Below are 17,178 nucleotides of genomic sequence, written 5' to 3' on the forward strand. Positions count from 1 at the left end.
GCGGCTCATGGAACGCGTGTTAATCGTCAATGCTGATGATTTTGGCCTCAGCAGGGGGCAAAACTACGGCATTATCGAAGCTTGCAAGAACGGTGTGGTCACCTCCACGACGGCGCTGGTCAACGGCGCGGCGATTAGCCACGCTGCCCAGCTTAGCCGCTGCGTCCCCGAACTGGCGGTGGGGATGCATTTTGTCCTGACGCTGGGCGAACCGCTATCGGCGATGCCGGGGCTAACCCGCGAAGGGCGTCTCGGTAAGTGGATTTGGCAGATGGCGGAAGAGGACAGCCTGCCGCTGGACGAAATCGCCCACGAACTGGAGCAGCAGTATCAGCGCTTTGTCGAGCTGTTTGGCCATGAACCGACGCATATCGACAGCCATCACCATGTGCATATGATCGCGCAGATCTACCCCATCGTCGCGGCGTTCGCCCGCGAGAAGGGCGTGGCGCTGCGGATCGACCGTCAGCTGGCGACGCTGTCAGGCCTGGCGCAGGATGCGGCGCGCAGCAGCGAAGGGTTCGCCAGCGAGTTTTACGGGGAAGGGGTTTCGGAAGCGCTGTTTCTGCAAACCCTGGATGCCTCTATCCGCCGCGGTGAGACGTCGCTGGAGGTAATGTGCCATCCGGCGTTCGTGGATAACACGATTATGGGCAGCGCCTATTGCTATCCGCGTCTGACCGAGCTGGATGTGCTGACGAGCGAGTCGCTAAAATCGGCGATTACCGAGCGCGGTTACCGGCTCGGAACCTATCGCGATGTATAAAGGCAAGTCAAAAGCCCGGCATTTCTGCCGGGCATCTTTTTTATGCCGGGATCGCGGCGATTTTGGCGCTTCTTGACCACACCCGATGCGCCGCCATCAGGGTAATCAGCTCATCCAGCGCCTGGCTATCAATGGCATCCGTCTCAACAACGCCTTCTTCACCCTGGCTGGCAATCTGCAGTGGCGCTTTACACTGCCGGGCATCGCCTGCCAGAAGAATCGGTTTCAGGTGTTTGTAGGCTTCCAGCAGGTAATAGTGGAAATCGCCGTTGTTGCTCAGGCTTTGCAGATCGCCGCCGGGAACGATAACCGCATCGACGGTTAACGAGGGCGACCCGGCAAAGGTTCCGGCCACCGGAAGCTCGCTACCGTCATCGGCCTTCACTTTACCCATTCGGGAATAGAGCAGTTTGGCATGTACTCCGTGCGCCTTCAGCGTCTTCAGCAGCGCCAGCAGCTCTTTCGCGACCGGCCGATCGTTAAGCAGTACCGCTACCACCCGGCCTTTAACGTCCCCGCTGGGAATGGCGTACAGGCTTAAGGTCGGATCTTTCTTCAGGCCGTTAACATCCGGCGGCGGGGTGATGCTGCGCTGCTCGTCGGTGAGCTCAATCCCCAGATTTTTGCCCACCGCCTGAGCCAGCTGCAGGTCGATATGCGCCAGCTGATCGACCACCCGCTCGCGGATCCACTCCCTGACGACCTTGCTCAGTTCGAAACTAAAGCCGTCGATAATATGCTGCTGCTCAATAGGCGTCTGGCTACGCCAGAACAGCAGGGGATGAGAGTAGTACTCGCCAAACGAGGGGCTGCGCTGGCGAATTTTTTCTCCGTCAACCCGCTCGGCATAGGATTCAAAGCCGCCGCGTTTGGCGGCCGGCGGCGTCTCCCGCGGCCAGTTATCGTTAATGGAGTTGGGCTCGTAGTTTGCCGGGTTGGTATCAATATCCATCCGGTGCATGCCGTCGCGCTGGAAGTTATGGTACGGGCAGGTGGGCTTATTGATCGGGATTTCATGGAAATTCGGCCCGCCGAGGCGGCTAATCTGCGTATCGGTATAGGAGAAGAGTCGGCCCTGAAGCAGCGGGTCGTTGCTGAAGTCTATCCCCGGAACGATATGCCCAGGATGGAACGCCGCCTGTTCGTTTTCGGCAAAAAAGTTATCCGGGTTGCGATTGAGGACCATCTTACCGACGCGCTGCACCGGGACCAGCGCTTCCGGAATCAGCTTGGTGGGATCCAGCAGATCGAAATCAAAAGCAAACTCGTCCTCTTCCGGGATCAGCTGTAAGCCCAGTTCGTACTCAGGATAATCGCCGGCTTCAATTGCTTCCCATAAATCACGGCGGTGGAAATCAGGATCGCGACCGGTCAGCTTTTGCGACTCGTCCCAAACCAGAGACGCTTTGCCTGCCACGGGCTTCCAGTGAAAACGTACGAAGGTGGCTTTGCCTTGCGCGTTAATCAGGCGGAAGGTGTGGATGCCGAAGCCCTCCATCGTGCGGTAGCTGCGGGGCAGTCCGCGGTCGGACATCGCCCACATCACGTTATGCAGCGTTTCCGGCTGTAGCGAGACATAATCCCAGAACGTGTCGTGCGCGCTTTGCCCCTGCGGGACGGCCCAGTGTGGCTCAGGTTTCACCGCATGAACAAAATCAGGGAATTTGAGCGCATCCTGGATAAAAAAGATCGGCGTATTGTTGCCGACCAGGTCGAAAATCCCTTCGTCGGTATAAAACTTGGTGGCAAAACCGCGGATGTCGCGGACCGTATCGGCGGAGCCTGCGCCGCCCTGAACGGTTGAAAAGCGGACGAAGACCGGCGTTTTTTTCTCGGGGCTGGAGAGGAAATCGGCTTTGGTGATGTCGCTTAAATCGCTGTACGCCTGGAAATAGCCGTGCGCAGCGGAGCCGCGGGCATGGACGATCCTTTCCGGAATGCGCTCGTGGTCGAAGTGGGTGATTTTTTCACGCAGGATAAAATCTTCCAGCAGCGTGGGGCCGCGTTTACCCGCGCGCAGCGAGTTTTGATCGTCAGCGATGCGAACGCCCTGGTTGGTGGTGAGGGCAAAATCCTCACCGCCTTTGCGATGTTTTTCGAGGGCATCAAGCTTTTCGCTGTGCGTATCCGGGGCTTTCATACTGCCCGGCGCGGTCGGCTCTTCGCCTGGAGCAGTGGGATGCGGCGTGGGCCGCCAGTTCTGGTCTTCGGGGGCCAGGGCATCCAGACCAGGTTTTGCTTCCCGGTCATCGTGAACCGGTGATTGATGGGGTTGTGGGTTAGGGTGTTTATCAGACATTGCGTGCTCCTGCTTTCATTACTGAAAATGGTCATTGCTAAACCAAAACCCTTCTAATTGTAGAACATCATTTCAAGAACATATTTTTATAAGAGTTTTGCTACTAAAGGGCCGCAAGCAGGGGGCGACGAAGGGGGGCGCTTTCGGCTATGATAAGGGTTTCCGTTTCCCGCTGTGTTTAGTGAATCTATTTGTGATGAAACCACTTCGCCAACAAAATCGTCAGGTCATTAGCTACGTGCCTCGAGTGGAGCCTGCGCCGCCGGAACACGCCGTCAAAATGGATGGTTTTCGCGACGTCTGGGCTCTGCGGGGTAAGTACGTTGCCTTTGTGCTGATCGATGAACACTTTCGCCGTTCCCCACCGTTTAACGTGCCGGAAGCGGCGCAGCGCTGGGCGACGCAAATGAGGCAGGAAGGCGAAATTGACGGCTGAGGCTGCAGGGGAAATAAAAAAACCGCTGATATTTCAGCGGTTTTTTGTTTTGATAACCTGAAGATGGCATCAGCTTAGCGGTGCGCCAGCTCGGCATCTTCTTCGCTATCGAGAATAGTTTTATCGGTTTGACGCAGCCACTGGCTGGTCAGGGTACCGGCGGTCATAGACCCGCTCACGTTCAGCGCGGTACGGCCCATATCGATGAGCGGCTCCACCGAGATCAGCAGCGCCACCAGCGTGACAGGCAAGCCCATCGCTGGCAGGACGATCAGGGCGGCAAAGGTCGCGCCGCCGCCTACGCCCGCGACGCCGGCGGAGCTGACGGTCACGATGCCTACCAGCGTTGCAATCCACAGCGGATCGAGCGGGTTGATACCGACGGTTGGCGCGACCATTACCGCCAGCATCGCCGGATAAAGACCCGCGCAGCCGTTCTGGCCGATGGTGGCGCCGAACGAGGCGGAGAAGCTGGCGATAGACTCCGGCACGCCCAGACGACGCGTTTGCGCTTCCACGTTCAGCGGAATCGACGCGGCGCTGGAGCGGCTGGTAAAGGCGAAGGTCAGCACCGGCCAGACTTTACGGAAGTACTTCAGCGGGCTCACGCCGTTCACCGCCAGCAGCAGACCGTGCACCACGAACATGATGCCCAGACCAATATAAGAGGCGATAACGAAGCTGCCGAGCTTGATGATGTCCTGCAGGTTAGAGCCCGCAACCACCTTGGTCATCAGCGCTAGTACGCCGTACGGCGTTAACTGCATCACCAGGCGTACCAGCTTCATCACCCAGCTCTGCAGCGTGTCGATGGCGGTGAGTACGCGCTGGCCTTTCGCTACGTCATCTTTCAGCAGCTTCAGCGCCGCGACGCCGAGGAACGCAGCGAAGATAACGACGCTGATAATCGATGTCGGGTTCGCGCCGGTCAGATCGGCAAACGGGTTTTTCGGCACAAAAGAGAGGATCAGCTGCGGGACGCTCAGGTCCGCGACTTTACCGGCGTAGTTGCTCTGAATGGCGTTGAGGCGGGCGGTTTCCGCGCTGCCCTGAACCAGACCTTCGGCGGTGAGGCCAAACATATTGGTCACCAGTACCCCGACCAGCGCCGCAATCAGCGTAGTGAACAGCAGGGTACCGATGCTGAGGAAGCTGATTTTACCCAGCTGCGAAGCATTGTGCAGACGGGCCACCGCGCTCAAAATCGAGGCGAAAACCAGCGGCATGACGATCATCTGTAGCAGCTGAACATAGCCGTTACCGACGATATTGAACCACTGGATAGAGTCCTTCAGCACCTGGCTGTCGGAACCATAGATAAGCTGTAGCGCCAGGCCGAAAACCACGCCGATAACCAGACCGACCAGCACTTTTTTAGCGAGGCTCCACTGTTTATGCCGGGTTTGGGCCAGCGCCAACAGTAAAACCGCGAACACGACAACGTTCGCTATTAATGGAAAGTTCATCCCCGTTCTCCTGATAACTTTTATAACCGGGTTGGTCAATAACCAACTCTTATGACGGCAAGGGTAGCAGAAGGCGTAATTCGTTACTTATATTCAAATGGAATTGATTATAACTAATTGATTAATTCGCTGGTTTATCGCCCAGACTGGTGGCTAATAAAGCGATTAAAGGTAGTTTGCAGCGAATTAATCATATCCGATGACCAGCGAACGGCGCTGTTTTCGGCAACGTTTTGCGGCATCCACACGGCATAGATGAACAGCGCCATGCACAGCGCGCGCTCCAGCTGGTTGCCCTTGCGCGGCGCGAGGAGGGGCAGACGAAAACGCCAGCGGCAGGGCCAGAGCAGCGGAACGCCCGCTGGGGTGAGCATGTCGGCGAGAATATGGCTGAGATAGCCCAGAACCAGACCCTGAACCGCATCTGCCGGAACTATCCAGCTTTCCGGCACCTTCAATGAGAAAATCGCGACCGCGCCAAAAACCACCAGCAGGCTATGGGTGAAGCCGCGATGGCCGAAGGCGCGCGCTATCGGTTTTGATATCCAGCTTAAGCGCTGGCCGAGAAATGACTTCGGGTGATCGATATCCGGCAGCAGACAGGTCAGGATGGCGGAAGGAACAATATGCCACCAGTCGCCCTGGGCCAGCACGGGCGTTAATTCCGCATTTTTCGCAAATACCGCGCAGGCGATAGAAAAGAGGAGGTGGCCTTCCGCCGTCATGATAAAAACCCTAAACTGTCAATTCATACAGTATAGGGTTTTTATACAGTGTGCGAAAGAGGTGACGGTGTAACTCTTTGTCACAAAATCATCAGCGCGCCAGCCAGCCGCCATCCACCGCCAGGGTATAGCCGCTGATGTAATCCGCCGCCCTGGAGGCGAGGAAGACGACCGGCCCCTGGAGATCATCCGCAACCCCCCAGCGCCCGGCCGGAATACGGTCGAGGATCGCTTTGCTACGCTCGGCGTCATCGCGCAGCTGTTGGGTATTATTGGTCGCCATATACCCCGGCGCAATCGCGTTAACGTTGATGCGATGCCCGGCCCATTCGTTGGCCATCAGGCGGGTAATGCCCAGTACGCCGCTTTTTGACGCGGTGTAGGATGGCACCCGAATACCGCCCTGAAACGAGAGCATTGAGGCAATGTTCACGATTTTCCCGCCGTCACCCTGCTGGATAAACTGCCGGGCGACCGCCTGCGAAAGGAAGAACACCGACTTCAGATTCAGATTCATCACGTCGTCCCAGTCCTTTTCGCTAAAGGAGAGCGCATCGGCGCGACGGATGGTTCCCGCATTGTTGACCAGAATATCGATCCGGCCCATGGCGGCCACGGCCTGAGTCACTATGTCTTCAATCTCATCCTGCCGGCTCAGATCGGCCTGGATAGCGGTAAAGCGGCGGCCCAGCGCCTGGACCTTTTCTGCGGTTTCATGGGGGATCCGGCGATTCACGCCGACGATATCGCACCCGGCCTGCGCAAGGCCTAACGTCATTCCCTGGCCCAGCCCGGTATCACAACCCGTCACGATGGCGACCTTGCCCGCAAGGTCAAAGGCGTTCAGTACCATATGCACCTCTGTATGCTGATTTCATGCGTCAAATAACGCCGTTGAGATAAGCATAGAGGGCGGAAGAGGAAAAAACAATTAAAAATGAAACGGTGTTTTATTTTTGTGATGATGGGATGATGCCGCTCTCCCATCATCACCGGCAGGATTAACCGAGCAGGTCGCCCGGCGTGAGGGACTCAAGCGTAGCAAGCTTCACGTCAGCCAGCACGAAGCGCGGGTCGCGGCTGTTTTCCGCTTCCGGTACCACGATAGACCGCATCCGCGCTGCTTTGCTGGCAATCATGCCGTTGACCGAGTCTTCCAGCGCCACGCAGTTCATTGGGCTGACGCCAAGACTGGCGGCGCAGTTCAGATACACCTGCGGATGCGGTTTGCTGAACGGCAGCATTTCGGCGGAAGCGAGGGCGTCAAACTGGTCGCGCAGTTCAAACATGGTGAGGACTTTTTCCAGCATCCGCAGCGGCGATGCCGACGCGAGGCCGATTTTTAGCCCCTGGGCTTTGCACAATGCCACCGCCTGGCGCGCGCCGGGGAGAAGCGGACGCGCTTCTTCCACCAGCTGGATGGCGCGATTGATGATCCGCGCGGTGACTTCCGCGCGATCCGGGCCTTTCCACGGCTGCTGGGCAAACCACAGGTCGACGACTAAATCGATGCGCAGCCCCAGAATATCCGGCATTTCATGGCGGCGGCTGATATCCACCCCCAGGCTTGCCATCACCTCCAGCTCTGCTTTATCCCACAGCGGCTCGGAATCAATCAGTAAACCATCCATATCAAAAATCGCGGCGTGAATCTGGCGCCTGGCTGACATAAGTCCCTCTCCTTGTAGCGTAAATAGATAACGAATCGGCACTCATGGTATATCATACCGCGCATTATTGGGCGAAATTCGCCGACGAAGGTAGACTTAGAGTGGATAGGCGTCTTAACAAGGGGAACCCATGACGTATCAACAAGCTGGACGCGTTGCAGTACTTAAACGTATTTTGGGGTGGGTGGTATTTATCCCGGCGGTTATCTCGACGCTGATTTCCGTGCTGAAGTTTATGTACGAGCACAGTGAGAAAAAACCGGGCATTGACGCGGTGATGATGGACTTCGCTCATGTGATGATTGAGATGATGCGTTTTAATACGCCGTTCCTCAATTTCTTCTGGTACAACTCGCCGCTGCCGGACTTTAAGCACGGTATGAACATTGGCTTCTGGATCATCTATATTCTGGTGTTTGTCGGCATGGCGCTGCAGGCGTCCGGGGCGCGGATGGGGCGCCAGGCGAAATTTCTGCGCGAAGGCGTGGAGGATCAGCTGATTCTGGAGCAGGCGAAAGGGGCCGAAGGGCTGACGCGTGAGCAAATCTCCGAACGCGTGGTGGTGCCGCGTCATACCATCCTGGTGCAGTATTTTCCGCTTTACGTTTTGCCGGTGGTCATTATTGTACTGGGCTACTTCTTCTTCTCTTTACTCGGTTTTCTGTAAACGATCGGCCCGGTTGTGCCGGGCCGGCTGCATTACAGGGCGGGCAGGGCGCGAGGCTTGCCCTGATTATCCACCGCGACGTAGATAAACAGCGCTTCGGTCGCTTTATAGCGCTGGCCGATAGGCTCAGACGATACTTTCTTGACCCACACTTCCATATTAATGGTTATCGACGTGTTGCCGCGTTTCACGCAGTTGGCGTAGCAGCATACGACATCGCCAACCGCCACCGGGCGTAAAAAGGTCATGCCGTCGACCCGGACGGTCACGACGCGGCCGTGGGCAATCTCTTTGGCCATAATGGCGCCGCCAATATCCATCTGCGACATCAGCCAGCCGCCGAAAATATCGCCGTTAGCGTTGGTGTCCGCCGGCATCGCCAGGGTGCGTAAAACCAATTCGCCCTTCGGCGCAAGATCTGTTGTTGTCATTCTATACTCTGTACTAGTCAAAGATGATCAGGCGCGATGCTACTATGAAAATGGCGTCGAGAGAATAGGGAATACGCCCGCGATAGCGGGCGTGAAGGGTCAGAAGGAGATCGTGACGCCAGCGTAGTAGGCGCGGCCCGGTTCGTTATAGGTCGAAGCGCCTTCGTTTTCACGATAAATTTGCTTATCAAACAGGTTGCTAATCCCGGCGTTCAGGCGCAGGTCTTTCATTAGCTGATAGTTGCCGCCGATACCCACCACGGAATAAGAACCGACTTCATTGGTGGCCAGCACCCCGTTTTCATTACGAATTTCCGCATATTCGCGCGGTTTCTGCCGACCGTACAGGGTCCAGTTGACGTTCGCCGAAAACTTACTGGTCACCTGCCAGTCAAGCAGGGTATTGATGGTGTATTTCGGAATTACGGACAGCGGGTTTCCGGTATCTTTGTTTTCCGATTTGATCATATAAGTGGCGTTGGTGCGCCAGCTGAGCGTATCGGCAATAACCGGAACCAGCAGCGTGCCTTCAAGGCCTTCGACGACCGCTTTCCCGCCATTCTCCCACTGCAGGATATTCGCTCCGCTGGCGGTATTACCCAGCACCTCGGTGCCGGAGACAATCTTGTTTTTGTAATCGTTGCGGAACCAGGTGACGCCAGCGTTGTAACCGTTGAGATTAAACTCAAGACCAATCTCTTTATTGATGCTGATTTCCGGGTCGAGATCCGGGTTACCCAAAAGATAGCAGTTGCCATCGGCAATACTTATCGGGCAGCCGTTTCCGCGCGTGGAAAGCAGGTAGCCTTCGCTCGACTGATACAGATTCGGCGCTTTAAACTCGCGGGCAATACCTGCTTTGACCTTAAACATATCCCCCAGATCCTGCGACAGGTTCAGACTCGGGCTCCAGTTGCTGCCGAAGTCGTTATGGTAGTCGAAGCGCAGACCCGGGATAATATTGGTGCCCGGCGTTGCCTCAATATTGTCTTCGAGATAAATACCGGTCAGCGTGGCGCTGTTCTTGGGGCTGCGTTGTGAAGGATCGCCGGACACCCCGGGGAGCGCATCCGTGGTGGTGGTGGCCTGCATGGACGCCGGATCGTTGAGCTCATCGCGATTCCACTCCATGCCCAGCGTCAGGGTCTGTTCAGCGAGCCAGTTGAAGGGGAGATTCACCTCGGCGGTTGAGCGCCACGACTCCAGGCGGCTGGTGTCATAAACATCGCTATTGATCATCCCTTCCACGCGACCGGTAGTACCCTCCTGCAGACGGGTATTGTTGGTTTTTTCGTAGTAGACGCCCGCCTTCGACTGGCCCCAGTCCCAGATCCCGTTATAGGTCAGCCCCCAGGTCTGTCGATACATCCGGTTTGTTTCCTGACCGTAGAGGGTATCCACCAGGCCATTGGGGCTCATATTACTGTTGCTATACTGGGTATCGCCGGCATAGATATTGCCCTGCCGGCTATAGGCGTAGCTAAAATCGATAATCTGCTGCGGCGTGACTTTCCACGACAGCAGGGCGTTAATATCTTTGTTGCGCACACCTTCGCGGCCCGCGGCATAAGATCCATTTTGCGCGCGGTTAATATCCCAGGCGTCGGGTTCGGTTTTGTTAATGTTGCCGTATAAACGCATGGTCAGGGCATCCCCGGCCAGCGGTCCGTTGAGGTTAAAATTAGCCCGGTTAGTGGAGCCTTCTTTGTTATTTTCCGGCTGATTGGTATAGAGCGAGAGCGAGCCGTGCCAGTCGTTGGTGGGGCGTTTGGTGATGATATTGACCACGCCGCCCGCGGCGCCTGAGCCGTAGCGCGCTGCGGCAGGGCCGCGCAGAACTTCAATGCGTTCCACCATTTCCGGCGGCACCCAGTTGCTGTCGCCGCGGGTATCGCGCTCGCCGCGCCAGCTATAGCGCACAGAATTGCGGGAAGTGACGGGCACGCCATCAATAAGGATCAGCGTGTTTTCCGGCCCCATACCGCGAATATCTATTTGACGATTGTTGCCGCGGCTGCCGCTGGCGCTGTTGCCGGTCAGGTTTACGCCGGGCATTTTACGAATAATTTCTGAGAGGTCGTTAACCGGCGGATCTTTGGCGATATCTTCCGCGGTGATGATCGAGACGCCCGGCTGCTGCTTCAGCGCCTCTTCGGCGGTTCCCCGTACCACCATGGTTTCGGTATCCTGCTCCACTTCTTCGGCAAAGCCAGCCGGACTGAACAAGCCTGCGATGGCCAGAGCGAGGGGAGTGGTTATGTGCTGTTTCTGCGGTCTCATGATAAATATCCCTATAAAAGCGGGTGAAATTGAGATCGAGAATATCAATGATAATAATTATCATTACAATAACACTGCGTTAATCTCCACAAAATCCTCACATTTGCCGCAACTTTCCGTGATCCGGCAGATATCATGAAGAAAACGGTTTTTTAATCCTGTTCAGAGAGCATAACAGTAGATCAAGGGGGAAGACGGCACGCAGAGCTGCGTGCCGGGAGAATGGCAGCTTAATGATTGTCGTCCTGCGGCATATGGCGATAGATATAAACGCCGCTCAGCAGGGTGAAGACCAGCGTCAGCGCGGTCAGGCCGAAGACCTTGAAGTTGACCCAGATATTCTGCGGCAGCCAGAAAGCGATGTAGATATTCGCCAGCCCGCAAAGAATAAAAAATACCGCCCAGGCCAGATTGAGCCGCGACCACACCTGCTGCGGCAGCGTCAGCTCTTTCCCCAGCATGCGCTGGATCAGCGGTTTTTTCATCACCCACTGGCTAAACAGCAGCGCGCTGGCGAACAGCACGTAGATAACCGTTACCTTCCATTTAATAAACTCGTCGTTATGGAAGAAGATAGTCAATCCGCCGAATACGGCGACCAGGACGAAGGTAATGAGCGCCATTTTTTCGACTTTGCGATAGCGTACCCAGCTGTAGATCAGCACGATGGCGGTGGCGATAATCAGCGCGGTTGTCGCGGCGTAAATATCATATAGCTTGTAGAATGCGAAGAAGACTACTAGCGGTAAAAAATCCAGAAACTGCTTCATACATCGATTCCGTCGTTCAGATCGGGGCAGAAATAGCCCGCCCCGGATTAAGTTAGTTGCGAATAAGCATATACAAGCGGAATAAATAGATCAGCAACAATGCAGAGATCAGATTACTGAGGGTATTTATTACCACCGCGCCAACGTTCGGCGTCAGGACCGCGAAGCTCGATGCAAACAGCAGCAGCAGCGTTTTCGCCAGCAGCCAGCCGATAATCGCCGGCGCCACCAGACGCACGTTGGCCCAGGCCAGACGCATACTGCCACGCATGGCGCTGAAAATGCCGATTTTATCCTGCACCAGCATAACCGGTGCGAAAGAGAGCACGATAGCCAGCAGGACGCCAGGCACCACCACCAGCATCATCCCCATCTGCACGATAAACGTCGTCAGCAGGATCAGCAGCAGCAGCTTTGGCAGCACCGGCGCGGAAGCGCCGATCGCGCGAAGGGCGCTGACCCGCTGACCGGCGGAGATCATTTGAATCATGAGCAGAACGCCGCCGGCAAGGATGGCGTTGCCTACAAGACCGGAGAAAGTGGAGGCCGCGGAGGCTCGCAGCAGGATTTGCTGCTGCTCAGGCGTCATGCTCTGAACCAGTTCAAACAGCCCGCCGCTACCCGCCAGGCTATCGCCCTGGCTTAATATCGACAGCTGTTCTTCACTGGGTGAAAAGGCATGGCCAAGTACTACCGTAATGAACGCGCATAGCAGCGCAATCAGTAGGATAGTAACGAACTGATTGCGGAAAAAGTTCCCGGTGTCACGGTAGACGGACTTTGCCGTGATAGACATGCATTCTCCTTGAGTATTGCAGGTGTTAACTAGCCGGCGATTGTACCGCAAATCGCGGCTGGGTAGCAGTCTCTGCTGCTGCGCGCTAAGTATATCTTTGTAAATAGAAGAGGAAATCAGCGAAGCGCTGTCTGGAGGACCATAATGGAAGAAACTTGATACCACACGCTTATCACTGATTGTATTGAGAAAGTGAAAATTAATCTGGATCAATAAATGTTAAATTTGCCGACTTAATGTGATCTATGTTGGATCAAACATACCTCTTTGTATGTATATTCTTGCGCTGAATAACCATAATGAGGAAGTGGGTATGAAAAAGTTAGCAGCGGCGGTTGTTATTCTGAGCAGTCTTTCCGGCAGCAGCGTCTGGGCGCATGAAGCCGGTGAATTTTTTATTCGCGCGGGTTCGGCCACGGTCAGGCCGACCGAAGGCGCGGGCGGTACGTTAGGCAGCCTGGGGGGCTTTAACGTCAGCAACAATACGCAACTGGGTCTGACATTCACCTATATGGCAACCGATAACATAGGCGTTGAACTGCTGGCCGCCACGCCGTTCCGGCATAAAGTCGGGACCGCGGCAACCGGCAATATTGCGACCGTTCACCATTTACCGCCGACGTTAATGGCGCAGTGGTACTTTGGCGATTCGAGCAGCAAACTGCGTCCTTACATTGGCGCGGGTATCAACTACACGACCTTCTTCGATGAGAGCGTGAACGATACGGGTAAAAAAACCGGTATCTCTGACCTGAGCCTGAAAGACTCCTGGGGAGCGGCAGGGCAGGTGGGGATGGACTATCTGATTAACCGCGACTGGCTGATTAACATGTCGGTGTGGTACATGGATATCGACACCACCGCCAACTATAAGCTGGCGGGCGCGCAGCAGCACGACAGTATTCGTCTGGATCCGTGGGTGTTTATGTTCTCCGCGGGATACCGGTTCTAAAGTCCCGGATAAAGCTGGTCGCAATGACCAGCTTTATTACGCTTTCTGACGCGTGGCGGATTTGCTTAAGCCTCCCCCGGAGCGGCTGCAGTAACGGCTACTCATTACCCCATTTATTCAGAAATACCGCGATATCATCAATGCGCTGGCGATCGATGCCCGCTTGTACGGCCATCTCTCCCTGCGCTTGCTCGCTGATTTCTTCGTTATTCATCAGGCGAGTAATCAACAGCTGGAAATAGCGCGCCAGAGGATCGCGTTCCGACTCGCTGACGGGCTCAGCGGACTCGGTCGAATACTCATCCGCAATGTCGTAATATTTCAGTGGTACTTCCTCGTGCATAAATCGCTCCCCGATTGACGTTGTGCCTGCATTTTCTGGCCTGAATAATATCACTCCTGCCTGGCTTTAGCTCAGGAACGACCAGAAAAACGCATGCCGAGCCCACACCATACGCAACGGGCGCGGAAACTCCCCGTCATCGGGGGTAATAGCGTAAAAAGCCAAAATTGACTGCCCTGAACCCGTCAGCACGCCATTAATACGCATAAAACTATTACCACGGTACCCGACATCCTCGATAATCCAGATACTCTAATCCGGGGCGGTTTTGTTTTTCCAGCAGGACGTTCACCAGCGAGGGGATGGTCTCGGCAATGGTGAGTGGGGCATTCTCGCCGCCGAGGGCCGTGCGGATCCAGCCCGGCGCCATGACCACCAGGGGATGCGATACGCAGGCAGGGCGGGCGGCAAAACTGCGCATAAACATATTCAGCGCGGCTTTACTCCCGCGATACAGCTCGCGCTGTCCGCCGGTATTATTGCTCAAACTGCCTTGTCCTGAAGACATAACGCCAATCAGCCCCTGCGGCAACACGACATCTTGCAGACTTTCTATTACCCGCATCGGCGCGAGCGCGTTGGTCAACATGACATGAATAAACTCTTCCGTCGCGATTTCGCCGATGGTTTGTGTCGGATCGCGGTTGGTGGTGCCCGCGTTGACGAACAGCATATCCAGTACGTTATCGCTAAGCGTTTCGCGCAGCGCCGCGATTCCGTCATTATCACAAATATCCAGCGCCTCAATACGAACCCGTCCAGGATACGCCCGGGCCAGATGATGCAGCGGCGTGGTTTGCGAGAGATCGCGCACGGTGCCGATGACCTGCCAGCCATGCAGCAGAAACTGTTCAGCCATGGCGTGCCCAAGCCCGCGTGAAGCGCCCGCGATCAATACTGTTTTAGTGGAAGCGGCCATTGGCATCACTCCGGCGTAAATAAATGATGGGATAAATATAGGCCGGTGCTGTAGCAGGCGGAAGGCGCAGCATTTGCAATAATAAAGTGCATCAGACGCCCTATCCCGGAGTGGAGAAAAGATGACCGATCCCGATTTTAATTTACTGACTGCGCTGGATGTACTGTTGAGCGAGAAGAGCGTTGCCGGGGCGGCAAAGCGGCTTGAGCTTAGCGCGTCGGCGATGAGCCGCACGCTGGCGCGCTTACGGCAGGTAACCGGCGACCCGCTACTGGTCAGGGCCGGGCGAAAAATGGTGCTGACTCCCCATGCGGAAAGTCTGCAGGCGCGGGCAAAAAACGTCGTCACTGAGATGCGCGCGGTGCTCAACGCTTCGCCTGCGCCGCTGAGTTTATCGACCCTTGAGAAGCGATTTACGTTACGTACCAATGAGGGATTTATAGACGTTTTTGGCCCGGCGCTGGTGAACGCTGTCGCACGAGAAGCGCCGGGCGTGACGCTCGAGTTTGTCGCGAAGCCGGAGAAAGATGCTCGATTTTTACGCGAGGGGCGGGTGGACCTGGAAATTGGCGTACTGGAAAATATGGGGCCTGAGATCCGCCTGCAGGCGCTGTTTCGCGATCGCTTTGTCGCCGCACTGGCAAAAAACCACCCGTTAGCCGCCTTTGCCGAACTGTCGCGAGAACAATTTGTTTCCGTAGGGCACGTCATAGCCTCCCGTCGCGGGGCGATCCGCGGGCCGGTTGATGAAGCGCTGGCGGCATATGGAATGAGCCGCAGAATTGCCGCGGTGGTGCCTGCGTTTTCCGCCGCGCTGGCCGTTGCCCGGGATGCTGAACTTATCGCCGTTGTCCCGGCCTCCTGCCTGCAGAGCGCGGCGGGAAAAGAGATGATCGGTTTTCCCCTCCCGGTGAGCACGCCGGAGATAACGGTGTCACAAATGTGGCATCCTCGCCAGGAGCATGAATTAGCGCATCGCTGGCTAAGGCAGCTGGTGCGCAGAGAGTGTCGGCAGCCATAAAAAAAGCCCGCACAAGTGCGGGCAAAAATACTGGAAGCAATGTGAGCAATGTCGTACCGAATACCTGAGTTGTTTACTCAACTACTCGGTAATGAGAAAGATAATATTTCTCATTTAAGATATCAACCCCAACTTTTGTGCGGAAGCGTTTTTTTTAATCGACGATAAAAACGGTGCGCTTCTGGCTGTTATCCTGCGGCCATGCCGCGGCGACCTCGCGAAGCGGCCGGGGAGTGGTGGCGATGGTAAACCCGCCAGTAACGGCAGCCTGCAGCATTTCCCCGGTAGCGGCCAGCAGCTGGGACACTGAAAGGCTGCCAATACCGCTGCCCATCAGCTGCAGCGGCGCGGAGCGCAGTACCGCGCCGCTGAGCGCGATATCGGCGGCGGAAAGGGAACCGACCTGAATAAAACGTACCGGCGTATTTCCCGGGCTGTGCTTTGCCAGCGCTGGCAGCAAAAGTTCGGCGCTACGTCCCCACAGATAATCGACGACGACATCAATCTGCTGCGCCGCCAGTTCGGCAAACTGCGCCCGCAGGCTCGCCTCATCCTGACTTAAGTTCACGATCGCATCGGCTTCGAGCGCGGCCAGTTTCTCCCCGTTTCGCCCGCAGGCTATCACTTTTCTGGCGCCCAGAAAGCGGGCGACTAGCAACGCCAGCTGACCGGCGCTGCCCGTGGCGCCGTTGATCAATACGGTTTCGCCCGCTTTCAACCCGCCGCGCTTGACCAGCGCCGCCCAGGCCGACATACCCGGATTAGCCATTGCGGCGGCAGTGATATCGTCCAGTTCATCCGGCAGCGGCAGACAGTGGTTTAGGGCGACGGGAGCCCACTGCGCCATACTGCCCCAGGGCGCGGCGGGGAAGGCGAAATAGACGCGCCGCCCGTCGGGTAGTACGCCGGCGCCATCAATACCCGGGACAAAAGGCAGACGACCATCGAAACTATAATGTTTGCCGGAGGCCCGGCCTTTCACCACATGACTGATGGCGGCGGCGCGAACCTTGACTAACGCCTCACTCTCACCGGCGCGCGGATCGCTAAAATCGGACCAAACCGGCCCCTGCTGCAGGTCAAAAACCACGGCTGCTTTCATTGTCTTCTCCCCCTCTGGGATAGTTATGTGTAAAATGCACATATCAGCTAACGGCACTATACTCGGTTAACTAATATATGCAAGATGCACCTAATAATTACGACATTAGCGACTTCCACGGCGCGCTGCTCGATATCATCAGCGTGATGAACCAACCGATGCGCGATGAGCAGATACTGCAGGCGGCCGAGGTCCAGCTCGATCGGACTCTCTTTCCGCTACTGGTGGCCGTCGGGCGCAGGGGACCCGTCGGGGTCGTTGAACTGGCGGACAGCCTTGGGCGCGACTACACCACCGTCAGCAGGCAGGTGAAGAAGCTGGAAGCCCAAGAGTTGGCGCGAAAGCAGCCCAATGCGAAAGACCGGCGGATTAGCGAAGTGACGCTCAGCGAAGCGGGCCAGGCGATGATTACACGCATTGCGCAAGCAAGAACGCGGCTGATGAATGAGGTGCTGGCAGGGTGGTCGCAAGATGATGTGCTGGCGCTGTTTCGTCTGACGCGCAAATATGCCGACAGCTTGCAGCAGAAATAGCC

General features: G+C 56.3%; 18 protein-coding genes. 6 read left to right on the forward strand and 12 right to left on the reverse strand.

Annotated elements, in window-relative coordinates:
• The first annotated feature begins 7 nt into the window (after positions 1 to 7).
• A complete protein-coding gene (chbG, locus tag KOSB73_RS14145; RefSeq protein ID WP_004138201.1) occupies positions 8 to 766 on the forward strand; it encodes a chitin disaccharide deacetylase in 759 nt (252 codons plus the stop codon).
• A 40-nt stretch (positions 767 to 806) separates the two neighbouring features.
• On the opposite strand, the gene katE is transcribed toward chbG, so the two are convergent.
• Positions 807 to 3,065, reverse strand: a complete 2,259-nt coding sequence (katE, locus tag KOSB73_RS14150; RefSeq protein ID WP_024359441.1) for a catalase HPII — start codon at positions 3,063 to 3,065, stop codon at positions 807 to 809.
• Positions 3,066 to 3,261: 196 nt separating this feature from the next.
• Between katE and cedA the strand changes: the two genes are divergently transcribed.
• Complete coding sequence (gene cedA, locus KOSB73_RS14155; RefSeq protein WP_024359440.1) at positions 3,262 to 3,501, forward strand: cell division activator CedA; 240 nt, start codon at positions 3,262 to 3,264, stop codon at positions 3,499 to 3,501.
• Positions 3,502 to 3,575: 74 nt separating this feature from the next.
• On the opposite strand, the gene KOSB73_RS14160 is transcribed toward cedA, so the two are convergent.
• The 4 genes from KOSB73_RS14160 to hxpB form a co-directional block, all read right to left on the reverse strand.
• Positions 3,576 to 4,967: an L-cystine transporter gene (locus tag KOSB73_RS14160; protein WP_004138198.1), complete on the reverse strand. Its 1,392-nt coding sequence runs from the start codon at positions 4,965 to 4,967 to the stop codon at positions 3,576 to 3,578.
• Between the two features lie 134 nt (positions 4,968 to 5,101).
• On the reverse strand, positions 5,102 to 5,692 hold the full coding sequence (locus KOSB73_RS14165) for a metal-dependent hydrolase (RefSeq protein ID WP_004138197.1): 591 nt from the start codon (positions 5,690 to 5,692) through the stop codon (positions 5,102 to 5,104).
• A gap of 91 nt (positions 5,693 to 5,783) precedes the next feature.
• The gene (gene kduD, locus KOSB73_RS14170; RefSeq protein ID WP_024359439.1) at positions 5,784 to 6,545 is read right to left on the reverse strand and encodes a 2-dehydro-3-deoxy-D-gluconate 5-dehydrogenase KduD; all 762 of its coding nucleotides are present in this window, start codon (positions 6,543 to 6,545) and stop codon (positions 5,784 to 5,786) included.
• Between the two features lie 148 nt (positions 6,546 to 6,693).
• The gene (gene hxpB / locus KOSB73_RS14175) at positions 6,694 to 7,362 is read right to left on the reverse strand and encodes a hexitol phosphatase HxpB (RefSeq protein WP_024359438.1); all 669 of its coding nucleotides are present in this window, start codon (positions 7,360 to 7,362) and stop codon (positions 6,694 to 6,696) included.
• A gap of 130 nt (positions 7,363 to 7,492) precedes the next feature.
• Here hxpB and KOSB73_RS14180 point away from each other — a divergent pair, with 130 nt between their 5' ends.
• On the forward strand, positions 7,493 to 8,029 hold the full coding sequence (locus tag KOSB73_RS14180) for a YniB family protein (protein ID WP_004138185.1): 537 nt from the start codon (positions 7,493 to 7,495) through the stop codon (positions 8,027 to 8,029).
• Positions 8,030 to 8,061: 32 nt separating this feature from the next.
• On the opposite strand, the gene yciA is transcribed toward KOSB73_RS14180, so the two are convergent.
• The 4 genes from yciA to KOSB73_RS14200 form a co-directional block, all read right to left on the reverse strand.
• Complete coding sequence (gene yciA / locus KOSB73_RS14185; protein ID WP_004121302.1) at positions 8,062 to 8,460, reverse strand: acyl-CoA thioester hydrolase YciA; 399 nt, start codon at positions 8,458 to 8,460, stop codon at positions 8,062 to 8,064.
• A gap of 99 nt (positions 8,461 to 8,559) precedes the next feature.
• Entirely contained in the window at positions 8,560 to 10,740 is a 2,181-nt protein-coding gene (locus KOSB73_RS14190; RefSeq protein WP_004138183.1) for a TonB-dependent siderophore receptor, read from the reverse strand.
• Positions 10,741 to 10,970: 230 nt separating this feature from the next.
• Positions 10,971 to 11,510, reverse strand: coding sequence for a septation protein A (locus tag KOSB73_RS14195; RefSeq protein WP_004101360.1), 540 nt, complete (start codon positions 11,508 to 11,510; stop codon positions 10,971 to 10,973).
• 52 nt (positions 11,511 to 11,562) lie between these two features.
• Complete coding sequence (locus KOSB73_RS14200) at positions 11,563 to 12,306, reverse strand: YciC family protein (protein WP_004121298.1); 744 nt, start codon at positions 12,304 to 12,306, stop codon at positions 11,563 to 11,565.
• A 313-nt stretch (positions 12,307 to 12,619) separates the two neighbouring features.
• On the opposite strand from KOSB73_RS14200, the gene ompW reads away from it, so the two are divergent.
• Positions 12,620 to 13,258 carry an outer membrane protein OmpW gene (gene ompW, locus KOSB73_RS14205; RefSeq protein ID WP_004121296.1) on the forward strand — a complete coding sequence of 213 codons (639 nt, stop codon included), beginning with the start codon at positions 12,620 to 12,622 and terminating at the stop codon, positions 13,256 to 13,258.
• A gap of 97 nt (positions 13,259 to 13,355) precedes the next feature.
• Here the strand turns inward: ompW and KOSB73_RS14210 are convergent, their stop codons facing one another.
• Both KOSB73_RS14210 and KOSB73_RS14215 read right to left on the reverse strand, forming a co-directional pair.
• Positions 13,356 to 13,601 (reverse strand): YmjA family protein, encoded by a 246-nt coding sequence (locus KOSB73_RS14210; protein ID WP_004139568.1) that lies wholly within the window; start codon positions 13,599 to 13,601, stop codon positions 13,356 to 13,358.
• Positions 13,602 to 13,815: 214 nt separating this feature from the next.
• A complete protein-coding gene (locus KOSB73_RS14215; RefSeq protein ID WP_004139565.1) occupies positions 13,816 to 14,520 on the reverse strand; it encodes an SDR family NAD(P)-dependent oxidoreductase in 705 nt (234 codons plus the stop codon).
• Positions 14,521 to 14,641: 121 nt separating this feature from the next.
• On the opposite strand from KOSB73_RS14215, the gene KOSB73_RS14220 reads away from it, so the two are divergent.
• Entirely contained in the window at positions 14,642 to 15,541 is a 900-nt protein-coding gene (locus KOSB73_RS14220; RefSeq protein WP_049090004.1) for a LysR family transcriptional regulator, read from the forward strand.
• 154 nt (positions 15,542 to 15,695) lie between these two features.
• Here the strand turns inward: KOSB73_RS14220 and KOSB73_RS14225 are convergent, their stop codons facing one another.
• The gene (locus KOSB73_RS14225) at positions 15,696 to 16,643 is read right to left on the reverse strand and encodes a quinone oxidoreductase family protein (protein WP_098140602.1); all 948 of its coding nucleotides are present in this window, start codon (positions 16,641 to 16,643) and stop codon (positions 15,696 to 15,698) included.
• A gap of 77 nt (positions 16,644 to 16,720) precedes the next feature.
• On the opposite strand from KOSB73_RS14225, the gene KOSB73_RS14230 reads away from it, so the two are divergent.
• Entirely contained in the window at positions 16,721 to 17,176 is a 456-nt protein-coding gene (locus KOSB73_RS14230) for a MarR family winged helix-turn-helix transcriptional regulator (RefSeq protein ID WP_004139555.1), read from the forward strand.
• Positions 17,177 to 17,178 lie beyond the last annotated feature (2 nt).

The organism is Klebsiella grimontii (assembly GCF_900200035.1).
Lineage (GTDB): Bacteria > Pseudomonadota > Gammaproteobacteria > Enterobacterales > Enterobacteriaceae > Klebsiella > Klebsiella grimontii.